Source organism: Pantoea sp. X-Soil-YNGN-775, from assembly GCF_059730575.1.
The window spans coordinates 1,481,508-1,499,865 of the sequence record NZ_AP035945.1 but is presented as its reverse complement, the minus strand read 5'-3'; the positions used below and the strand labels follow the sequence as shown (position 1 = coordinate 1,499,865).

Sequence of the window (18,358 nt, the reverse complement as noted above, 5' to 3'; positions counted from 1 at the left end):
TTTACATGCTTCCCATTCGCGTCAGGAGTTGCTGTAACACCCGCTCGGTCACGGCCAGATCCCGCGGATCGATGTCGGCCAGCATTTCGCTCCGCAGCGCGTCGGCCTGGGTTTTCACTTTAGCAAACGCCTGGTTGCCCTTTTCAGTCAGCACCAGATGGCGTTTACGCCGATCTTCCGGCGGCTGAACCCGCGACAGCAGCGACTGTTTCACCAGCCGGTCGACCAGCGGCACCATGCTGGCGTCCTCCAGTCCCAGCAGCTGTGCCAGCTCGGTCTGGGTCAGGCGCTCTGGTTCACTGGCAATCAGGCCAATCGCCATCCAGCTGCTCATGCTCAGACCGCTATCTTTCAGATGGCGATCGACGGCCAGGCGCCAGGCGTGCGCGGTGAGATGCAGGAGATGGGTAAATGTACGAGTATGCGATGACAAATGTTAGCAACCTAATTGTTAGACATCTAATTAAATGAATGCGTTATTATACGCAAAGCCAAACGCGAATGAAAAGCGCCTGAACTGTTAAAAATTAGTGGATCGCGGCAGAATGTCCAGAGGCCGCAACCGGGAGTGAAACACCATGACTACAGCTGCAAAAAACTGGGTGGATTTGCGCCGTGACGCTGCCAGCGGCATCGAGTCGCTGCGCGCCCATTTTACCGGACATGCTTACGATCCGCACTGGCACGACAGTTATCTGATTGGCGTGACTGAGCAAGGTGTACAGCAGTTTCATTCGCGACGCAAACAGCATCAAAGCCGACCCGGAACGGTGTTTATGCTGGAGCCGGAGGAATTACATGATGGCGACGCGATTAACGAGCAGGGCTTCACCTATCGCATGCTCTATCTTTCACCCCAGCAGATCGGGCAGCATCTCGCCCCGCTGCTGGCGGAAGGACCGGGGCAGCGCGAGTTAGGCTTCGCGGATACGCTACGCGACGACCGCCCGCTGGCTTATGCGGTCTGGCACGCCTTCGACGCGTTGTGGCACGATCATCCGGCATTAATCAAAGATGCGGCACTTGACCGGCTGTTTGGTCAGCTGACGCAGCACCGGTTATGGCGCACGTCCGGGCCGGTTTTCCCGGATGCCCGGCTGGCGCTGCAGGCACGGGACTGGCTGATTGCCCATCATGCTGATAATCCGGGTTTGCAGCAGATGGCGCAGAGCCTGAAGCTGGATCGTTTTCGTCTGTCGCGGCTGTTCCAGGCCCATTGGGGATTGCCGCCTCACGCCTGGCTGGTGCAGTGGCGGCTGAGTCAGGCCCGGCGGCGACTGGCTCAGGGCCAGCCGGTGGCCGACGTCGCCGCCGCGCTGGGTTTTGCCGATCAGAGCCATCTCGGACGCTGGTTTAAGCGCGCCTGCCAGCTTAGCCCGGCACGTTATCAGCGTGCCTGCACAAATCTTCCAGACCCGGCCTGATCCGCTTGCCACAATGCGCTTTTTAGTCAGGAGAAGCGCGATGCAGGACTTACGTTGTGTGATGATTTTAAATGCCAGCTTGCCGCCAGGCAAAGCCACCAATGCCGCTGCCGTCATGGCATTAACCCTCGGCCAGCGTCATCCGGCGCTGGTTGGCGAAGCGCTGGAAGATGCCAGTGCCCATCCCTGCCCCGGCCTGATCCCGGTCGGTATCCCGGTGCTGGCGGCCACCACCGAGCAGCTCAGCCTGCTGCGGGAAAACGCCGAACAGGCTGACTGCGATATGGTGCTGTTTCCGGAAGAGGGACAGTCCACTACCGATTACCAGGCGTTGGGTGAGGCGATGCGGCAGAAGCCGCGCCAGCAATGGCGTTTGCTGGGCATTGCAGTGGTCGGTGAGAAAAAAGCCCTGCGCAAGCTGACCGCCAGACTCGCGCTTTTCAGTTAAGGTTAACGCGGGAAGTTGTCGCACGCTTTCCGCATCATTTAAGTCAACTTTCCAGGCTGTACACATTTTCTGTACAATTTTTTTCTCGGAATATTCCTTATAAATCCCTGTTAACGCTAAAATAGCACATTTTGCTTAGGAATCCGATTGTACAGATTGGACTTCATTGTATAAGTTTATCCCCACGAGTTGTTTTGCGACTCTGTAACGAATGATGCACTTGCGTCGCCTCTGAAGGTGTCAGTGGATTTCCACCTTCAGAGGTTATTTTTTATCTATTAATTTATGACGTTGGGTTCCTTCGCATCTGTCCATGCGGAGGTTTTTTTATGTCTTTTTGTCCTGACATCCGAAACGGAATCGGGCTGTTTTGAAGGGCTTACACATGCAGAACCACAACATGGTTCCCAGAACCGATCAGGAAATTGCCGACTACTTTAATGCTGCCGCCAATAAACCGGCCAGTGATATGGAGATGCTCGGCTTAATCGTCGCGGAAATCCTGCAGTCCGGCATGCCGGTCAGTAATAAGGCGATTATTTCTAAATTAATTCATCGGCTGGAACTGGAAAGCGACCGGGAGTCGCTGGAAATCTATCGGCAACTGCTTGAGCTGGTGGTCCATAAAACCCCGGATGATTTCTCGTTATAATCCGACTCCATGGAGGGAGTCACCCCGCCTTTTTCTGGCATCTTCGCCCAGCGCCCGGTAACATCTGACCCGCACTTTTATCCCGACTTTCTCGCCCTTCGTGCGGGAGCAAAACAAAAAAGAGCCTGCAAACCTTTATGACTCAATCGAATGATGTCGCTGCAACACCGGTTGTAGCGAATGATATCAGTGTCGGGCGCGTATTACGCTCTCCGGCGCTGCTGACCCGTGAATGCCTGGCCGGTGTTATCACCGCGCTGGCGCTGATCCCTGAAGTGATCTCTTTTTCGGTTATTGCCGGGGTTGACCCTAAAGTCAGCCTGGTCGCCTCGGTGGTGCTCTGTCTGACGCTGTCGATTCTCGGCGGCCGTCCGGCAATGGTCACCGCAGCGGCCGGTTCGGTGGCGCTGGTGATCGGCCCGATGGTGCATCTGCATGGCGTTAACTATATTTTGCCGGCGGTAGTGATGGGCGGCGTGATTCAGATCCTGTTTGGTCTGGCCGGACTGGCGCGCATGATGCGCTACATTCCACGCTCGGTGATGCTCGGGTTTGTGAATGCGCTGGGGGTGCTGATTTTCTTTGCTCAGGTTCCGCACGTCTGGGGACAATCATCGCTGGTGTGGATCTTCTTTGCCGTGACGCTGGCGATCGTGCTGCTGCTGCCGCGGCTGGTGAAAAGCGTTCCTTCACCGCTGGTGGCGATTGTGGTGGTAACCGGCGTTGCCCTGCTGATGGGCTACCGCATGCCGAATGTTGGCGACGAAGGCCCGATGAGCCCCGGCCTGCCCGGCTTTAATAGCCTGATGGTGCCGCTGAATCTGCAGACGCTGCAGATTATCTGGCCGACCGCGCTCAGTATCGCCTTTGTCGGTCTGATGGAGTCGCTGCTGACCGCCAAACTGGTTGATGATCTGACGGATACGCCTTCCAGCAAACGTCGTGAATCCTGGGGATTGGGCGTCGCCAACATTTTTGCTGGTTTTTATGGCGGCATCGCCGGTTGCGCGATGATCGGGCAGACCATCGTTAACGTCGAACTGGGCCGGGCACGCAGTCGGGTTTCTACCGTGGCTGCCGGGCTGGTACTGCTGCTATTGGTTACCGGTCTGAGCCAGATTATGGCGCAAATCCCGATGGTGGTTCTGGCGGGGATTATGATGGTGGTGGCGGTGAAAACCGTCAACTGGCACAGCCTGCAGCCGGCTACGCTGAAACGCATGCCGTGGTCTGAAACGCTGATTATGCTGTTGACCGTGGTGGTGACCGTTTGGACCGGTAACCTGGCGCTGGGCGTACTGGCTGGCGTGATTATCGCCATGATGCTGTTTGCGCGCCGCATTGCCCACGTCATTCACGCCGAGCGTCAGTTAAGCGAGGATGGCGAATCGGTACGTTATACGGTGCGCGGACCGCTGTTTTTTGCCAGCAGCAACGATCTGTTTGAACATTTCGATTATGCCCACGATCCCAGGAACGTCATTATTGATTTAACCCATGCGCAGATCTGGGATGCGTCAAGCGTGGCGGCGCTGGATGGCATTGAGCATCGCTATCAGCGCTATGGCGCGCAGGTGACGATTGAGGGGCTGGATAACCGCAGTACTGATTTCCATCGCCGGTTAACCGGTAATTTCGGTTAACCCTGCGATTTTTTCTGGCTGACCGGCGGCATGCGAGGCTGCCGGTCAGGCTCAGGCCTGTTGCCGGCGCGCTTTGTAGCGGGCGACCATTGTCACTAATGCCTGATAGATCAGACCGGCGTAGAGACTCATCAGAATTGCCAATCCTATCTCTTTGCCCTGCTGCTGCCATGACATAAACCACATGAACACGCCCCACAGTACAGAGAACACCAGCCAGCCGCGGACGAACTTCACGATGCCATTCATAACCACTCCTCTTTATTGATGCGCTACCTTAGCGAGGTTCGACACAAAACGCATTGCTGGCGCAGCTGAGTTGAGAGGCGTCTCAAATAATCGGCCGCAATTTCTGCTCTGGCTGGCACAAGACGGCGTATCAGGTGATTCCACCGGACTTTTCTATACTAAAGGCACCGTTTAACTTTCAGGATACCTTGATGAAACGTTGCGCCTTATTGCTGTCAGCTTTTGCCGTTATCACTACCCTTTCCGCCTGTGCGCCTCAGTCGCCGGGCAGAGATGCGCCGCCGCCGCCGTCACCGCCAGGTGGTCAGCAGCCGATCGGTGCGCCTGGCGGCAGTGGCCCGGTTGGTCAGCCACAATCCTGAACCTCTAGCCCTGAGTTCAGGATCTTCCGCCCGGATCACGATGCATCCGTCGCCGGGCGGACTAGTGCCGATGGGCGCACCCGCACTCAGACATCTCTCCCGGTCGCTGTTTGCCTAAATGGGAGTGACGACGCTTTAATCCCCCTTCGCCATCCGTTTCATCTTGTGCTGCACAGGGTCCCAGCAGGCGGTTCAGCGCGTCGTTAATTGCCCGCTCGATATTGACTGACCAGCTGGTCAGATGCCAGGTTGAGCATTGTGCTTCATCAAGATCACCGAACCCGACTACCGCTACGTGCGCGCCCTGACCAAAATCGCGGATTGCCTGCATTGCACCAAACGCCAGCAGATCAGATTCACAGAACAGCGCCTGGATGCGCTCGGCGGCGCGGGTCTGTTTCAGATAATCGGTCATCGCCTGCCAGCCCTGTTCACGATCGTTGCCGCCCGCCACCAGATCGACGCAGATCGCTTGATCTGCCGCCATCAGGCTGGCGCTGTAGCCTTGTTTCTGTGGCGATGACCCTGCCTGGCTCTGCAGATAACCCAGCCGCTGATGACCTTCTGCCAGCAGCAGCCGCCCGATCGCTTCGCCCGCCTGCCTGGCGTCAGACTGCATCGCCTGCTCAGCGTCAAGCTGCAGCACGGGCAGCGAGGCCGTGGTCAGGATGCTTGCAGGCGGTGAGTCACTGAACGCACCCGGCAACAGCAGTAAACCACGCAGCCCGAGCGGGGCCGCCTGAGTCAGCTGTGCTGCGAGCGCCTGTTCAGTGGCGGCATTCAACAGGAGCATCAACACGCCACGCGCGTTGAGCTGGTACGTCAGTTGATGGAGGATTTTCTGCTGCCAGGAATTCAGTAACGGGCTGGAGATTACGCCAATCATCGGCGGAAATGCGGTATCAGGCTGCTGGTCAGTGGAAAGCGTCATTATAAAGGGTCCCGACTTCTTTTGCGGCTGAGAATGGATAACCTTACCATACGGTAAATGAATAACTTTCAACAGGTTACAAAGGCCGACTCAGGCCGCAAAATTGAGTGAAAAGCGATGTAACAGAAGTCTGCCATTGTATCAGTGGTGGGTAGGCACTCAGTAGCAGGATGGGTATAAGTACCTGTGCGGCTGACCTGCACGTTGATGATGATTTCTGCAGCAGGGTTAAAACCACAAGTCGACTATTAAGGCTTATATATTCCACCACAACGAGCAGCCATTAAGCGTTTTTTAAACATATCGCCCTGCGCGGCGTAACAGACACACGAATATCCGTAAACGGGTAAGCCAATACAGCAGGAAATTGTTCTGTCAACATAAAGCGGAATAGCGTGTCCAGCCGACTGGTTAATATAATAATTTCAAATATCGGCTCATCTCTAAACTGATTAACTATTCAGCCGGATTATTTCCAGCAGGCTAACCCCGGCTACGGTTATTTTTATCATCAGGCAGATAGCAGCACGACCAGGCAGCAGGAGTTGAACCTGCATCGGCAATCCCCGAAAAATTGCAATAATACCGTTATACTATGCCCGTGTTTCCCCGCCCGGCACCTCACCCTGCCTCGCGTAACCCTTTGCCACGGCGCGCTGCCCGTTGCCTTGCTTAACCAGCATTCAGGCTGCCTGCCCGGCGTAATCGACCGCCTTCCCCTTCAGAAGACCTGCCCGCCACCTGGCGGGATATTTTAGCCTGGGTACTGCAGTATTAACGGCGGATTAAAGTAAGGGTAGTGCCGGCTAATAAGGCTGCAAGCGCAAGCGGTGAATATTTGATAAAAAAGCGGAAACCATAAAAATAGGTTGCTAATGCTTTTAATCACGCATTCTTCAGCTAGCCTTAAAAGCCAGACTGTCAGGGGAAACGCTTCCGGCGTTCAGCATACTGAAATAAGCGAAGAGGTAATGACTATGCCCTCAGGACAATTTTATATTCTTGATCATCCGGATCTGACATTCACCGCCAGTTACCATATTGATACGGTGAATGAAAAGCCCTTTAAATCACGCATCGTGCTTGAGATCCAGAAACAGCTGCAACCTACCGAGGCATTTGATGCTGTCAGTATCGGCCAACAGGTGACCTTTGTCTCTTCCAGCGGTGAAGCGCAGCGAATGTATCTGATCAGTAACGCTGACGACCAGCTGGTTTTCAGCTCGCGCGCCTGAGGCCGGAATTTGCAGAGAAAGGGGGGAAGGATAATCGAGCACGAGGGCACGGTCTGTGTAACCGTCGTCTTCGACACCCTGCAGAAACAAAAAAACCACCTGTTAAGGTGGCTTACGACATTGCTTACTGCTTTTTTTATTCGGCTTAAATATGGTGCCCGGGGCGGGACTTGAACCCGCACAGCCTTACAGCCGAGGGATTTTAAATCCCTTGTGTCTACCGATTTCACCACCCGGGCAGGGTGTAACTGGAGGCGCGTCCCGGAGTCGAACCGAGGTACACGGATTTGCAATCCGCTGCATAGCCACTCTGCCAACGCGCCTTAAACTGATGTGCCGCCAGGTTAACCTGGCCTGCGAATCTGGAGCGGGAAACGAGACTCGAACTCGCGACCCCGACCTTGGCAAGGTCGTGCTCTACCAACTGAGCTATTCCCGCATTTTAGCAACTGCATCGAACTTGCTGATTTTATTTATCTTCTGGCAGACTGGCTGCCGTTCGATGCGATGCATTCTACTTACCTGACGCAATGAGTCAATAAAATTATCCTCACCGTGCGTCTGTTTGCTGCTTTTTAAATCGCATCGATCACGGTTCGAGCAGATCGCCGCGCGCCGCGCTTAAATACTGGAACATCGACCAGAAAGTCAGCACCGCAGCAATGTATAACGCCACCACGCCAATTCCGACTACCGTGCTGTCAGGACGCCACAGCAGGGCAAACAGCGACAGCATCTGGGCGGTGGTTTTCACTTTACCAATCCATGAAACCGACACGCTGCTGCGTTTACCAATCTCAGCCATCCATTCACGCAGCGCCGAGATGATAATCTCACGGGCAATCATGGTGGCGGCGGGCAGCGTAATCCACCAGGCATGGAAATATTCGGCTACCAGCACCAGCGCCATCGCGACCATCACTTTATCGGCCACCGGGTCAAGGAACGCCCCGAAGCGGGTGGTCTGTTTCCAGCGGCGCGCCAGAAAGCCGTCAAACCAGTCGGTGACGGCAGCGAAAATGAAGATCAATGCAGTGGCCAGCGGCGCCCAGTGAAACGGCAGATAGAAAGCCAGCACGAAGAACGGGATGAGGACGACTCGGAACAGGGTGAGACACGTCGGAATGTTAAATTGCATATGCCGGTAACTGTCTGGAATGGGTAGAATTTACCGTATGTTCCTACATTGCCCCCCCCGTTTCAATGCTAGTGTTTCAACGAGTAGTATATTTTTTCTGCCAGAGCGTGTGAGATACCCGGTACATTGGCGATCTCCTCCACTGACGCATTCATCAGCGGTTGCAGGCCCCCCATGTACTTAAGCAGTTGCTGACGCCGTTTCGGTCCTACTCCTTCGATGCTTTCCAGCGCGCTGGTGTTCTTTACTTTGGCGCGTTTTTTACGGTGGCCCGAAATTGCATGATTGTGAGCATCGTCACGAATATGCTGGATCACATGCAGCGCTGGCGCATCTGGCGGCAGGGAAACGCCCTCACCTTCCGCTTCAAAGAACAGCGTTTCCAGACCTGCTTTACGATCGCTACCTTTGGCCACGCCCAGTAAAATCGGCCGGGATGTATCCCATGGCACATCCAGCTCGGCGAATACCTGTTTCGCCTGGGCCAGCTGCCCTTTACCACCATCGATCAGGATCACATCCGGGATTTTGTCCTCTTCGATCGCTTTACCATAGCGACGGCGCAGCACCTGATTCATCGCGGCATAGTCATCGCCGGGCGTAATGCCGCTGATGTTGTAGCGCCGATAGTCGGCACGCAGCGGACCGTTCTGATCGAACACCACGCAGGAAGCGATGGTCTGCTCGCCCATGGTATGACTGATATCAAAACACTCCATGCGGGTGATCTTGTCGAGCTGAAGAAACTCAGCCAACGCCGCCAGCCGCTGATGAATGGTTGAATGCTGCGACAGTCGGGTGGTTAACGCAGTAGCGGCATTGGTGCGCGCCAGCTTCAGATAACGGGCACGATCGCCGCGCGGTTTGCTCTGAATCGAGACCCGACGACCGGCCAGTTCACTCAGCGAGTCGGCCAGCAGTTCGCGCTCCGGCAGCGTAAAGTCGAGCAGGATGTCGCCCGGCAAGGTGCGTGCTTCACTGCCCTGCAGATAGAACTGGCCGACAAAGGTTTGCACCACTTCGGCCAGATCGGTATCCGCCGGCACTTTCGGGAAGTAGCTGCGGCTGCCTAACACTTTACCCTGACGAATAAACAGCACGTGCAGACAGGCCATACCCGCCTCGTAAGCCACGCCCATCACATCCAGGTCATCGCCCTGATTGGAGACAAACTGTTTCTCAGTGACCCGCCGCACCGCCTGAATCTGATCGCGCAGGCGGGCCGCTTCTTCAAATCGAAGTCCGACGCTCGCCTCCTCCATCCGCTTCACCAGCAGATTGAGGACCTGATCATCTTTGCCCGCCAGGAACAGGCGCACATAATCGGTTTGCTGCGCATACTCCTCTTCGCTCACCAGTCCGGCCACGCACGGCCCCAGACAACGACCAATCTGGTATTGCAGACAAGGACGTGATCGGTTGCGGTAAACGCTATTTTCGCACTGACGGATCGGGAAAACTTTTTGCAGTAGCCCGAGGGTTTCGCGTACCGCATAGCCGTTGGGAAACGGCCCGAAGTATTCCCCTTTCGCGTGCTTAGCACCCCGGTGCATCGCCAGCCGTGGATGGGTGTCAGCGCTCAGAAAGATGTAGGGATAGGATTTATCATCGCGCAGCAAGACGTTATAGCGCGGCTGATACAGCTTGATGTAGTTATGCTCAAGCAGCAGCGCTTCGGTTTCGGTGTGGGTTACGGTGACATCGATGTGCTGGATATTGCTTACCAGCGCTTCGGTCTTGCGGCTGCCGACCTGAGTGCGAAAATAGCTGGTCAAACGCTTTTTCAGATCTTTGGCTTTGCCAACATAGATGACGGTGCCTGAGGCGTCATACATGCGGTAGACGCCGGGCTTACTGGTCACCGTACTCAGAAAGGCTTTGGAATTAAAAACGTCACTCACTACTGATTAACGGCTCCGCATTATAGAGGCCATGTCGAATGGCCAGATGCGTTAACTCTACGTCACCGCTGATGTTCAGCTTACTGAACATACGATAACGGTAGCTGTTAACGGTTTTAGGACTGAGATTCAACTGCTCGGAAATTTCCGTCACCTTTTGTCCTTTGGTGATCATCAGCATAATCTGCAATTCCCTTTCCGACAAACAGCTGAAAGGTGATTCGGCTTTCTGCGGCTCAATCTGGCTCAGGGCCATCTGCTGCGCAATGTCCGAAGCGATGTAGCGTTGCCCGGCATTAACCGAACGAATCGCATTAATCACTTCCTGCGGAGCGGCCCCTTTACTCAGGTAGCCTGCGGCACCGGCCTGCATCACTTTGGCCGGCAATGGATTCTCGGTATGGATCGTCAGCATGATGATTTTGATGTCAGGATTGTAGCGCACAATTTTCCGTGTCGCCTCAAGCCCACCGATGCCGGGCATGTTCATATCCATCAAAATCACATCGACCTGATTGGCACGACACCATTTGGCCGCGTCCTCACCACAGTTAACTTCTCCGACTACCACCAGACCTTTGACATCCTCCAGGATGCGGCGGATACCAGCACGGACCAGTTCATGGTCATCAACAAGAAGCACACTGATCAACGGGAAGACTCCAGAGGCTAAAAAAGAGGAAGCAATTAACGATTTCAGGCGGTAATCATACCCGTTTTCACCTCAAAAGCACATCAACAAAGTAAAACAGTAGCGGCAATGCCGGATTAAAAAACGATCATAATAGTTACCTTACCTAAAGTTGGATCCTGTCCCGTCCGCCCAGTGAAATAGAGCTAAAAATCTAACTATTCATTGACTTAAGTAAAATTAATCGCGGAATTTATGCGCGAGCGCTCAGACGCTCTGCCGGTTGTGAGAGGCGATGATCACTTTCCGCGATTGATTAGCCATGCTGAATATATAGACTTTTCTGACAGAAGCGAACCGGCTCGATCAGCAACTTAACCGCCCTGTGGTATACTCACGCACTGCTGTACGGACGAGATTGCCGACACGTTGTTATTCACCAAGGAGAAAATCATGAGCGATGAAGACTTTGCAACTTCGCAGGAAGCGCGCAAATTAGCGGATGAAATAGCGGGTCTGAAAATGATGATCACGCTGATTCTGAAAGGAATGGGTCAGGCGGACGCCGGAAAAGTCATTATCAATATGGAACGCTACGTGCAGACGCTGGGCGATAAGCCGCAGGCAGAAGTGTTCAGCAACACCATTAAGCAGATCAAAGCGGCCTACCGCCAGTAAACCTTTTGCCCCCAGTTGCGGGGGCAAATTAGTTAGTTGTGCGACTGCCAGTTAACGGAGACACCCAGCGACGGCAGCACCTCTTCCGGGCTGAAACGTCGGGTGCCGCGATACTTCTCCGCCAGCGCGGGCTGCTCCACCGGGATCCGAATCGCGAACAGATTATCCTCAGACAGGATTAAGCCCGGCGTCAGCGGCTCATACACCACCTGGTGCTGCTCAAACATTTTCTCCAGCATCGGCGTGGCTGAGCTGATGATGTACTCCATGCCATTCAGTTCGGCCAGCTGCACTGCGTGCCAGAGAATGTTCAGTGGCAACTCAGGATCTACCTCCAGCCGGGCAGAAAAGCGCGACATCTCCCACACCTTTTCATGGCTGAAGGGCAACACAATGCCTTCACTTTGTTCAGGCTCGAACCACGGCATAAGCCGGGCGCAGCCGCTGATTCCTTCTCGCGCATTCCAGGCGATCAACCAGGTCACATCGGAGCGATCGTAGCGATCGTATTCCTGTCCCGGCGTGCTAAGACGCGGCGGAATAGACCAGCCTTCGCCGCGCGCAAATACGCTATAACGGTAGCTGCCAAGTTCGGCAAGCAAAGAGGATGGCATATCCTTTAATTGCGTTTGAACTATTTTCATCATGCGCCTCTGACATCCCCATGTTTGCAATGATTTCTTTGCGCCAGCCTGGCAAAGCCCCGGCGCAGGGTAGACAACTGACCTGGACGAGGGAACTACTAAAACTGGTAGTTGCTTTTCGTCTAAATCAGCCCAGCTGCTGCTGCATAGCAGGCAATCTGGGTTTTATTGGAAACATTGAAACGCTTTTGCATATTTTTCTGGTGAAAGTTAACGGTATGTTCAGAGATGGATAGAATAAGCGAAATTTCTACCGCAGTTTTTCCCTCTGCAGTCCATTTCAAAATTTCCAGCTCGCGCTGACTAAACTCTTTTTTTAGTACCAGCATGGCATCATCGCTAAAGCGTTCCAGCGTATCTAAGCTTAGCTCCGCTAAAAAGTGTAGTTTGACTTCCAGCTCAATGCGGCGCTGTTGAATAGGAAGCGGCTGTTGCGATGATATAGATAATATACCAATGACGCGATTTGGTGCCATCGCAGAGCAAGAAAAACCGCTCTGCAGGCCGTGCTCTCTCGCCTCCTGCCACAGGTTACCGGCCTCGTTAAACAGCGCATGCGTCCACACCATTCCTTTGCCGGGCCGCTGGCACTGTGTCAGTACCGGATCAACCGCGTAATAATTGTTCGCTTCATAATGCTTAACCCACCGTGGGGGATAACTGCTGTGTAAATGAATCCGCGGCCGGGTGAAAGGTACCGGATGCTGAATCAAAAAGGAAAAATAGTCGAAACCTAAGGCTTCAGTAAAATGTTGCAATAACGTCTTAAGTTCAGCAGAACACGTTAATGCCTGAAATTTTTCTTCAGCTTCACCCCGCCAGGCGAAATAATCCCTGCTACTCATATTGCCTCGGCATTATTTTTACGCATTTGCGCGTTATTCATTTTGGTTATTCAGATAAAAAATAAATTATCAGGAGTAAATTAATTTATTGTACAAATCGCCATCGCCACAATAAACAGGGTAGTTAATTCTCTGAACCACAGGCTCCGGGAAAATTGCCGTACCCGGTCAATATGCGGCCGTCCGGGGCAACTTTCAATCATTGACGGAGAATAAGATTTTTCCGATAGAATTTCAATCCTTGTCTGTCGGTGAGTTTTGCATCAGGGTGGGAAATGTTCCTGTATGGCGAAAAAAGTCATTTGCTAAGCGCCAGTAATTTGCGACTAAACAGCAGGTTAATTACGCGTAATATAAGCGAAGCGGTAAAAATTGTTTTCAACATATTTTTCATCAGGAAATAAGAACCCATTTCACTCTTTTGATCCTGAGACTACGCTTTACCTGCGGGCAACGTGACTACCCTTAAGATCCCGGACGAAACAACCGTTACATGCGCGCGTTAACACGGCATGGATTAACCCGGCACAGGAGCATACGATGCTAAATCAGTGGGCTTTACTCTTTCTGGTGTCCGGCGTTTGTACCGCGCTGATGATTACCAAGGATATTTTCCTTTATCGTCAGCCCGGCAAACTGATGAACCTGATCTGGCCACTCACCGGGCTTTATCTGCCGTTTATCGGCTGGCTGGCATGGTGGTATCTCGGTCGCATTCCCCGCCATCAGTTAAAAGCAGCGTTACTGCTTTCGCCCAAAGCACCCCGCTATCGCGGCTGGCAAACCCTATTTATCGCCACTGCTATCTCATCTGCCGCCTGTATTTTAGCTGAGGCGCTAACCTTACCAATTATCACGCTGCTGAACTATCTGAAAATACCGCTATTGATCTGGCAACAGGCAGCCATTTCACTGCTGATCTCTTTGCTGTTACTGCTGCTTTTTCAATTTTTATCCCTGCGACAACATGAAAAAAAATCATTCTGGCAACGATTGTCGCTGGCATTTAAACGCAGCGCCTTTCCGCTGCTGATTTGTCAGGCTGGCATTTTTCTCTTTATGTCGCTGGCCCTGAAATTTGTGCTGCATCAGCAGATCAATCCGTCAGGAAGTCGCTTCTGGTTTATGTTGCAATTAGCGATGATGACTGGATTTGTTTTTTCGTGGCCAGCCAACCATTTCATAATCAAACGCGGCATTAATCCTGTTTTATGATTTATCGGCAGTAACCAGCGCCACGCATACCCAGATGAAAATGGGTGGTATGAGCGGCGTTATAGTCGGGTCCCAGCGCATTACCGAACACCTGGCAACCGCCACGCCACAGCGTATGCAACAAGGCTGCTTTTTCTGCGGGCTGCTGCCAGTGCTGGCTGACAGTAAGCCGCTGACCATTGGCCAGCTGAAAGCCGGTCACATCCCAGGCATCAGCCGTGGCATGCTCGCTTAACCGCCCTTCGGCCCGATGATAAATATTGCGACAGGCATAACTGCCGACGTGGTTAATCCGCACCAGCGGACTGTGCATCTGCTGCAGGGCCTGTTCACGGCTGCGTATGGCGTACATGGTGCTGGCTACCGCCATCGGACAGCTGGCAAGAAAACTGCTGCTCAGGCTGACCGGGCCAAATTTCTGGATGCGCAACGGATCGGCGAGGGGACAGTTGCCCCGTAACGGCGGTCTTTCGCTGAAGCTGACCCAGCCCGCCTGCTGTGCGCGCCGCATCACCGCCAGACAGGCGGCAGGATCGCCCGCCAGCCGTTTCATTTTGAGTTGCGTCATCCAGCCGGGCGGGTCGGTAACTGACAGCGGAGTAAAGGGGTTAAACTGCGGCGGCAGGTGCTGTTTTAGCCAGGGTAAACTGACCCATCCCAGCGCGATCAACAGCAAAAGCAGGATAAGCGTGCGCATAGTCCCTCTCGCAGCATGATGAATAACCAACAAAAAGTGTAGAAGTACAATCCCCGTCGCGCCCTGGACCTGACACAACGTGATGAAAACTTACCCAGCCTGACGCAGGATTAACCCGCGTAACGCTTTGCTGCCACCTGATTGAGCGGCAATGGTCACAATTGATAAAAAACCGTTACCGGCTTTAGACTGACTTCCACTATCTTATGCCGGCTTGCCTTCGGGCGGCTCCATTCAGTAACAGCCAGCAGAGCTGACACAACATCAAGAAAGGAAAGACAATTCTATGGTTGATCAATCTAAAGACGCGCCACTCGCGCAGGAAGGCCCGGATAAGCTACAGCGCAACCTGCATAATCGCCACATTCAACTTATCGCCATCGGCGGCGCTATCGGTACCGGCCTGTTCATGGGGTCCGGTAAAACCATTAGCCTGGCAGGTCCCTCGATCATTTTCGTTTATATGATCATCGGCTTTATGCTGTTCTTCGTGATGCGGGCAATGGGTGAGTTGCTGCTCTCCAATCTTGAGTACAAATCATTCAGCGATTTTGCCGCTGATCTGCTCGGTCCCTGGGCGGGCTATTTTACCGGCTGGACCTACTGGTTCTGTTGGGTGGTGACCGGCATTGCTGATGTGGTTGCCATCAGCGCCTACTTTCAGCTCTGGTTTCCCGGCTTCTCAATCTGGATGAGCGCCCTGCTGTGCGTGGTGGTTTTTCTGACACTCAACATCGCGACGGTCAAACTGTTTGGTGAGATGGAATTCTGGTTCGCGATCATCAAAATCGTGGCGATTGTGGCGCTGATCATCACCGGCATTGTGCTGGTATCGATGCACTACCCCTCGCCCGGCGGCGGCACTGCCTCGCTGAGCAATATCTGGGATCACGGTGGGCTGTTTCCAAAAGGGCTGAGTGGCTTCTTTGCCGGCTTCCAGATTGCGGTGTTTGCCTTTGTCGGCATTGAACTGGTCGGGACCGCCGCAGCAGAAACTCACGATCCGCATAAAGTATTGCCGCGCGCGATTAACGCCATTCCGCTGCGGGTGATTATGTTTTACGTGCTGGCGCTGATGGTGATCATGGCGGTAACCCCCTGGACCCAGGTGATGGCTGACCGTAGCCCGTTTGTTGAAATGTTTGTGCTGATTGGCTTGCCCGCTGCGGCCAGTATCGTTAACTTCGTGGTCCTGACCTCGGCTGCCTCCTCTGCTAACAGCGGTATTTTCTCGACCAGCCGTATGCTGTATGGCCTGTCGCAGCAGGGCGTGGCCAGCCGTGCCTTTGGCCGCCTGTCAGCACGTGCCGTTCCGACCACCGGCCTGTTTTTCTCCTGCCTGTGTCTGCTGGCTGGCGTGGCGTTGATTTACCTGATCCCGGACGTGATGACGGTATTCACCCTGGTGACCACCGTGTCCGCCATTCTGTTCATGTTCGTCTGGACCATCATCCTGTGCAGCTATCTGGCCTACCGCAAAAAGTATCCGCAGCGTCATGCGCAGTCCGGCTTTAAAATGCCAATGGGCAAGTTCATGTGCTGGGTTTGCATGGCGTTCTTCGTTTTCGTGCTGGTGTTGTTGACGCTGCAGGAAGATACGCGCCAGGCCCTGATGGTGACACCGCTGTGGTTTGCGCTGCTGACGATGGGCTGGCTGGTGCGCCGCCGCAGTCAACCGCGCTAATCGCCTGCTGGAGATAAAAGGCCCGGTCACTGACCGGGCCTTTTTTATAGCCGCTCAGACAGTGCAGAGAACACCGCCTGCAAAGCAGGCCGCTCTGACGGCAGCCGCTGTGGCTGTGGATCGGGCTGTTGTGGGCGACCGAGGTTAAAAGTAAAGGTGAAATCATCGCCTTCTCCCATCCGCAGATCGGCGATGGTGATCTGCCCGTTGCGTTCCGCCATGGCATAAAAACCGTGGCTGAACCACGCGACCCGCTCGGCATACCAGTCGCCGCGCAGCGCATCAAACAGTTCGGGATGACGGGGACGCCATACCACCTGCAGCGCGCGCCGTGGTGACAGCAGTGACCAGTAAACCTCGCCGTAGCGATCCGGTGTCATCACCACGCTGCGCCACACCAGGGTATTAAAGGCGGTCGGCGTGACCAGCACCTTATCAGCTGGAATTCCCTGCCGCATCAGCGCCTGCTTAATCTGCCCTGTCGCCACGCTCTGAATGATCACGCTCCACAGCAGATAGAGTGTACTCAGGGTCAGGCCAAGCCGGTTCCAGCGTAGCCCGCGCTCACTGCGCCGCCACAGCGCCAGCGCCACGCCAATCAGCAGTGGCAGCGTATACAGCGGATCGACAATGTAAATACTGCCAATCGCATAGGGATGATCGGTAAGCGGCAGGCCAAGCTGAGTACCATACACCGTCATTAAATCGAGTAACGGATGGGTAATCAGCGCCAGCCAGATCGCAGGCCACCATACCGGCCATTTCACCCGATGCCGGAACAGCCCCGCCACCAGCCAGGCGATCAGTGGCGATATTAAGGTGAGATAGAGCAACGCATGACTTTCGGTGCGATGCAGCGTCATATTACGTATCGCATCGCCATGATTGAGGAACACATCAAGATCGGGCAAGGTGCCGCAGACGGCACCGACCGCCGCAGCCTGCCAGACCGGCACCCGCCGTCCCATTACCGCCACGCTGACCGCGGCACCCAGTACCAACTGCGAAACAGAATCCATGGTTTACTCCGTCGCGAACGGTCGATCCAGCGTCAGTCAGCGCACCCGAATCCCTTCAATTATCATGCGCTGCACGTTGCTGACCGTCTGATCAAAAAAATCGGGATCGTTAAGCGTCTGACCGGTGACCGCTTCGACCTGACTGGCAAAATCGGCATAGTGCTGGGTAGTGGCCCACAGCATAAAGATCAGATGCTGCGGCTGAACACCTGCCAGCCGGCCTTCATCAATCCAGCGCTCAATAATCGCCGCTTTGTCATCCACCAGCTGTTTCAGATCGCCCGCCAGCTCACCTTTAAGCAGCGGCGCGCCCTGCAACATTTCCAGGCAAAACAGCCGCGAGGCCTGCGGATGATCGCGAGATACTTCCAGCTTAAGGCGGATGTAGCGGCGAATCGCCACCAGCGGATCCTGATCGTGCGCCAGCGCCCGCAGCGGAGCCAGCCAGACATCGAGTATCTGTTTCAGCACCGCCACATACAGCGCTTCTTTAGAGGGAAAATAGTAGAGCAGATTGGTTTTCGATACGTCAGCCCGTTCTGCCACCTTATCGAGGCTGGTGCCATGAATGCCAAACTGTGAGAAGAAGGTCAATGCCGCCTCCAGAATGGCAGCACGTTTCGCGGCGACGGCACGCGAACGACGCGTTGGCTTTTTTTCATCGGTTTTCACACGTTTACCTCATCCCTCTTGTGTTAGCGCATCATAGCAAAGTGCTTCCGCCCTGCCCAATCCACCGCCTGCACCTTTTTTGCCCAGCCTGCATGGAAAATGTGCAGCGAATTTTGACCAAACGGTCCGAAATGGACCATCTGCTCCGGTTACCTCTTTCGGGTTAAGTTTAACTTGTTGTTATCTATTGCATTAAAAAAAGTGGCACACCCTTTGCAGAACTGTGACTGAGCGCAGCCATCAGGGATGAAGCAGGAAGCAGTGCCGCGCGTGAAATGTCCTCCCCCGAC

The 18,358-nt window shown here is 54.3% G+C and carries 20 protein-coding genes and 4 tRNA genes; 9 read left to right on the top strand and 15 right to left on the bottom strand.

Annotation, left to right across the window (positions count from 1 at the left end; all coding sequences use genetic code 11):
- Nucleotide 1 precedes the first annotated feature (1 nt).
- Nucleotides 2-433 carry a MarR family winged helix-turn-helix transcriptional regulator gene (locus AC6I8I_RS07020; RefSeq protein WP_497828470.1) on the bottom strand — a complete coding sequence of 144 codons (432 nt, stop codon included), beginning with the start codon at nt 431-433 and terminating at the stop codon, nt 2-4.
- A 145-nt stretch (nt 434-578) separates the two neighbouring features.
- Here AC6I8I_RS07020 and AC6I8I_RS07015 point away from each other — a divergent pair, with 145 nt between their 5' ends.
- The 4 genes from AC6I8I_RS07015 to AC6I8I_RS07000 all read left to right on the top strand — a co-directional run bounded on the left by AC6I8I_RS07015 (nt 579) and on the right by AC6I8I_RS07000 (nt 4,167).
- Nucleotides 579-1,424, top strand: coding sequence for an AraC family transcriptional regulator (locus AC6I8I_RS07015; RefSeq protein ID WP_312052619.1), 846 nt, complete (start codon nt 579-581; stop codon nt 1,422-1,424).
- Nucleotides 1,425-1,464: 40 nt separating this feature from the next.
- On the top strand, nt 1,465-1,872 hold the full coding sequence (locus AC6I8I_RS07010) for a DUF2000 domain-containing protein (RefSeq protein ID WP_312052621.1): 408 nt from the start codon (nt 1,465-1,467) through the stop codon (nt 1,870-1,872).
- A 400-nt stretch (nt 1,873-2,272) separates the two neighbouring features.
- Nucleotides 2,273-2,524 (top strand): biofilm/acid-resistance regulator YmgB/AriR, encoded by a 252-nt coding sequence (locus AC6I8I_RS07005; RefSeq protein ID WP_497828469.1) that lies wholly within the window; start codon nt 2,273-2,275, stop codon nt 2,522-2,524.
- Between the two features lie 137 nt (nt 2,525-2,661).
- Nucleotides 2,662-4,167, top strand: coding sequence for a SulP family inorganic anion transporter (locus AC6I8I_RS07000; RefSeq protein ID WP_312052625.1), 1,506 nt, complete (start codon nt 2,662-2,664; stop codon nt 4,165-4,167).
- A gap of 51 nt (nt 4,168-4,218) precedes the next feature.
- Here AC6I8I_RS07000 and AC6I8I_RS06995 read toward each other — a convergent pair whose 3' ends face one another.
- Nucleotides 4,219-4,416, bottom strand: coding sequence for a DUF6404 family protein (locus tag AC6I8I_RS06995; protein ID WP_312052627.1), 198 nt, complete (start codon nt 4,414-4,416; stop codon nt 4,219-4,221).
- Nucleotides 4,417-4,607: 191 nt separating this feature from the next.
- On the opposite strand from AC6I8I_RS06995, the gene AC6I8I_RS06990 reads away from it, so the two are divergent.
- Entirely contained in the window at nt 4,608-4,778 is a 171-nt protein-coding gene (locus AC6I8I_RS06990; protein ID WP_312052628.1) for a hypothetical protein, read from the top strand.
- Between the two features lie 61 nt (nt 4,779-4,839).
- On the opposite strand, the gene AC6I8I_RS06985 is transcribed toward AC6I8I_RS06990, so the two are convergent.
- Both AC6I8I_RS06985 and AC6I8I_RS06980 read right to left on the bottom strand, forming a co-directional pair.
- Nucleotides 4,840-5,709 carry a substrate-binding domain-containing protein gene (locus tag AC6I8I_RS06985; RefSeq protein WP_312052630.1) on the bottom strand — a complete coding sequence of 290 codons (870 nt, stop codon included), beginning with the start codon at nt 5,707-5,709 and terminating at the stop codon, nt 4,840-4,842.
- A 530-nt stretch (nt 5,710-6,239) separates the two neighbouring features.
- Nucleotides 6,240-6,312 (bottom strand) — tRNA-Glu (locus AC6I8I_RS06980).
- A 374-nt stretch (nt 6,313-6,686) separates the two neighbouring features.
- Between AC6I8I_RS06980 and AC6I8I_RS06975 the strand changes: the two genes are divergently transcribed.
- Nucleotides 6,687-6,944, top strand: coding sequence for a hypothetical protein (locus AC6I8I_RS06975; protein ID WP_031376083.1), 258 nt, complete (start codon nt 6,687-6,689; stop codon nt 6,942-6,944).
- A gap of 152 nt (nt 6,945-7,096) precedes the next feature.
- On the opposite strand, the gene AC6I8I_RS06970 is transcribed toward AC6I8I_RS06975, so the two are convergent.
- From AC6I8I_RS06970 to uvrY, 6 genes are all read right to left on the bottom strand, one after another.
- A tRNA-Leu gene (locus AC6I8I_RS06970) sits at nt 7,097-7,183 on the bottom strand.
- A 10-nt stretch (nt 7,184-7,193) separates the two neighbouring features.
- A tRNA-Cys gene (locus AC6I8I_RS06965) sits at nt 7,194-7,267 on the bottom strand.
- A 40-nt stretch (nt 7,268-7,307) separates the two neighbouring features.
- A tRNA-Gly gene (locus AC6I8I_RS06960) sits at nt 7,308-7,383 on the bottom strand.
- A 150-nt stretch (nt 7,384-7,533) separates the two neighbouring features.
- Nucleotides 7,534-8,082 carry a CDP-diacylglycerol--glycerol-3-phosphate 3-phosphatidyltransferase gene (gene pgsA / locus AC6I8I_RS06955; RefSeq protein ID WP_031376084.1) on the bottom strand — a complete coding sequence of 183 codons (549 nt, stop codon included), beginning with the start codon at nt 8,080-8,082 and terminating at the stop codon, nt 7,534-7,536.
- A gap of 68 nt (nt 8,083-8,150) precedes the next feature.
- Nucleotides 8,151-9,983 carry an excinuclease ABC subunit UvrC gene (gene uvrC / locus AC6I8I_RS06950; RefSeq protein WP_497828468.1) on the bottom strand — a complete coding sequence of 611 codons (1,833 nt, stop codon included), beginning with the start codon at nt 9,981-9,983 and terminating at the stop codon, nt 8,151-8,153.
- Entirely contained in the window at nt 9,976-10,635 is a 660-nt protein-coding gene (gene uvrY, locus AC6I8I_RS06945; RefSeq protein WP_031376086.1) for a UvrY/SirA/GacA family response regulator transcription factor, read from the bottom strand. Before uvrY ends, uvrC begins: the two co-directional genes overlap by 8 nt.
- A gap of 432 nt (nt 10,636-11,067) precedes the next feature.
- Here uvrY and AC6I8I_RS06940 point away from each other — a divergent pair, with 432 nt between their 5' ends.
- Entirely contained in the window at nt 11,068-11,292 is a 225-nt protein-coding gene (locus AC6I8I_RS06940) for a DUF2594 family protein (protein WP_031376087.1), read from the top strand.
- A gap of 32 nt (nt 11,293-11,324) precedes the next feature.
- Here the strand turns inward: AC6I8I_RS06940 and AC6I8I_RS06935 are convergent, their stop codons facing one another.
- Both AC6I8I_RS06935 and AC6I8I_RS06930 read right to left on the bottom strand, forming a co-directional pair.
- On the bottom strand, nt 11,325-11,936 hold the full coding sequence (locus AC6I8I_RS06935) for an autoinducer synthase (protein WP_312052993.1): 612 nt from the start codon (nt 11,934-11,936) through the stop codon (nt 11,325-11,327).
- Between the two features lie 122 nt (nt 11,937-12,058).
- Nucleotides 12,059-12,781, bottom strand: coding sequence for an autoinducer binding domain-containing protein (locus tag AC6I8I_RS06930; protein ID WP_312052634.1), 723 nt, complete (start codon nt 12,779-12,781; stop codon nt 12,059-12,061).
- Nucleotides 12,782-13,321: 540 nt separating this feature from the next.
- Between AC6I8I_RS06930 and AC6I8I_RS06925 the strand changes: the two genes are divergently transcribed.
- Nucleotides 13,322-13,996: a DUF4396 domain-containing protein gene (locus AC6I8I_RS06925; protein WP_312052635.1), complete on the top strand. Its 675-nt coding sequence runs from the start codon at nt 13,322-13,324 to the stop codon at nt 13,994-13,996.
- A 1-nt stretch (nt 13,997) separates the two neighbouring features.
- Here AC6I8I_RS06925 and AC6I8I_RS06920 read toward each other — a convergent pair whose 3' ends face one another.
- Complete coding sequence (locus AC6I8I_RS06920; protein ID WP_312756527.1) at nt 13,998-14,693, bottom strand: extensin-like domain-containing protein; 696 nt, start codon at nt 14,691-14,693, stop codon at nt 13,998-14,000.
- A gap of 286 nt (nt 14,694-14,979) precedes the next feature.
- Here AC6I8I_RS06920 and cycA point away from each other — a divergent pair, with 286 nt between their 5' ends.
- The gene (cycA, locus tag AC6I8I_RS06915) at nt 14,980-16,377 is read left to right on the top strand and encodes a D-serine/D-alanine/glycine transporter (protein WP_312052638.1); all 1,398 of its coding nucleotides are present in this window, start codon (nt 14,980-14,982) and stop codon (nt 16,375-16,377) included.
- Between the two features lie 44 nt (nt 16,378-16,421).
- On the opposite strand, the gene AC6I8I_RS06910 is transcribed toward cycA, so the two are convergent.
- Together AC6I8I_RS06910 and rutR are read right to left on the bottom strand one after the other, a co-directional pair.
- The gene (locus tag AC6I8I_RS06910; RefSeq protein ID WP_312052640.1) at nt 16,422-17,396 is read right to left on the bottom strand and encodes a metal-dependent hydrolase; all 975 of its coding nucleotides are present in this window, start codon (nt 17,394-17,396) and stop codon (nt 16,422-16,424) included.
- A 36-nt stretch (nt 17,397-17,432) separates the two neighbouring features.
- On the bottom strand, nt 17,433-18,068 hold the full coding sequence (gene rutR, locus AC6I8I_RS06905) for an HTH-type transcriptional regulator RutR (RefSeq protein ID WP_031376093.1): 636 nt from the start codon (nt 18,066-18,068) through the stop codon (nt 17,433-17,435).
- Between the last annotated feature and the right edge of the window lie 290 nt (nt 18,069-18,358).

Excerpts from the sequence above, each read along its gene's own strand:
- AC6I8I_RS07000 (WP_312052625.1), top strand. The coding sequence starts at position 2,662 with ATGACTCAATCGAATGATGTCGCTGCAACACCGGTTGTAGCGAATGAT.
- cycA (WP_312052638.1), top strand. The coding sequence starts at position 14,980 with ATGGTTGATCAATCTAAAGACGCGCCACTCGCGCAGGAAGGCCCGGAT.
- AC6I8I_RS06910 (WP_312052640.1), bottom strand. The coding sequence starts at position 17,396 with ATGGATTCTGTTTCGCAGTTGGTACTGGGTGCCGCGGTCAGCGTGGCG.
- AC6I8I_RS06990 (WP_312052628.1), top strand. The coding sequence starts at position 4,608 with ATGAAACGTTGCGCCTTATTGCTGTCAGCTTTTGCCGTTATCACTACC.
- AC6I8I_RS06975 (WP_031376083.1), top strand. The coding sequence starts at position 6,687 with ATGCCCTCAGGACAATTTTATATTCTTGATCATCCGGATCTGACATTC.
- AC6I8I_RS07010 (WP_312052621.1), top strand. The coding sequence starts at position 1,465 with ATGCAGGACTTACGTTGTGTGATGATTTTAAATGCCAGCTTGCCGCCA.
- AC6I8I_RS06985 (WP_312052630.1), bottom strand. The coding sequence starts at position 5,709 with ATGACGCTTTCCACTGACCAGCAGCCTGATACCGCATTTCCGCCGATG.
- AC6I8I_RS06925 (WP_312052635.1), top strand. The coding sequence starts at position 13,322 with ATGCTAAATCAGTGGGCTTTACTCTTTCTGGTGTCCGGCGTTTGTACC.
- AC6I8I_RS06920 (WP_312756527.1), bottom strand. The coding sequence starts at position 14,693 with ATGCGCACGCTTATCCTGCTTTTGCTGTTGATCGCGCTGGGATGGGTC.
- pgsA (WP_031376084.1), bottom strand. The coding sequence starts at position 8,082 with ATGCAATTTAACATTCCGACGTGTCTCACCCTGTTCCGAGTCGTCCTC.
- AC6I8I_RS07005 (WP_497828469.1), top strand. The coding sequence starts at position 2,273 with ATGGTTCCCAGAACCGATCAGGAAATTGCCGACTACTTTAATGCTGCC.
- AC6I8I_RS06930 (WP_312052634.1), bottom strand. The coding sequence starts at position 12,781 with ATGAGTAGCAGGGATTATTTCGCCTGGCGGGGTGAAGCTGAAGAAAAA.
- AC6I8I_RS06935 (WP_312052993.1), bottom strand. The coding sequence starts at position 11,936 with ATGAAAATAGTTCAAACGCAATTAAAGGATATGCCATCCTCTTTGCTT.
- AC6I8I_RS07015 (WP_312052619.1), top strand. The coding sequence starts at position 579 with ATGACTACAGCTGCAAAAAACTGGGTGGATTTGCGCCGTGACGCTGCC.
- AC6I8I_RS06995 (WP_312052627.1), bottom strand. The coding sequence starts at position 4,416 with ATGAATGGCATCGTGAAGTTCGTCCGCGGCTGGCTGGTGTTCTCTGTA.
- AC6I8I_RS06940 (WP_031376087.1), top strand. The coding sequence starts at position 11,068 with ATGAGCGATGAAGACTTTGCAACTTCGCAGGAAGCGCGCAAATTAGCG.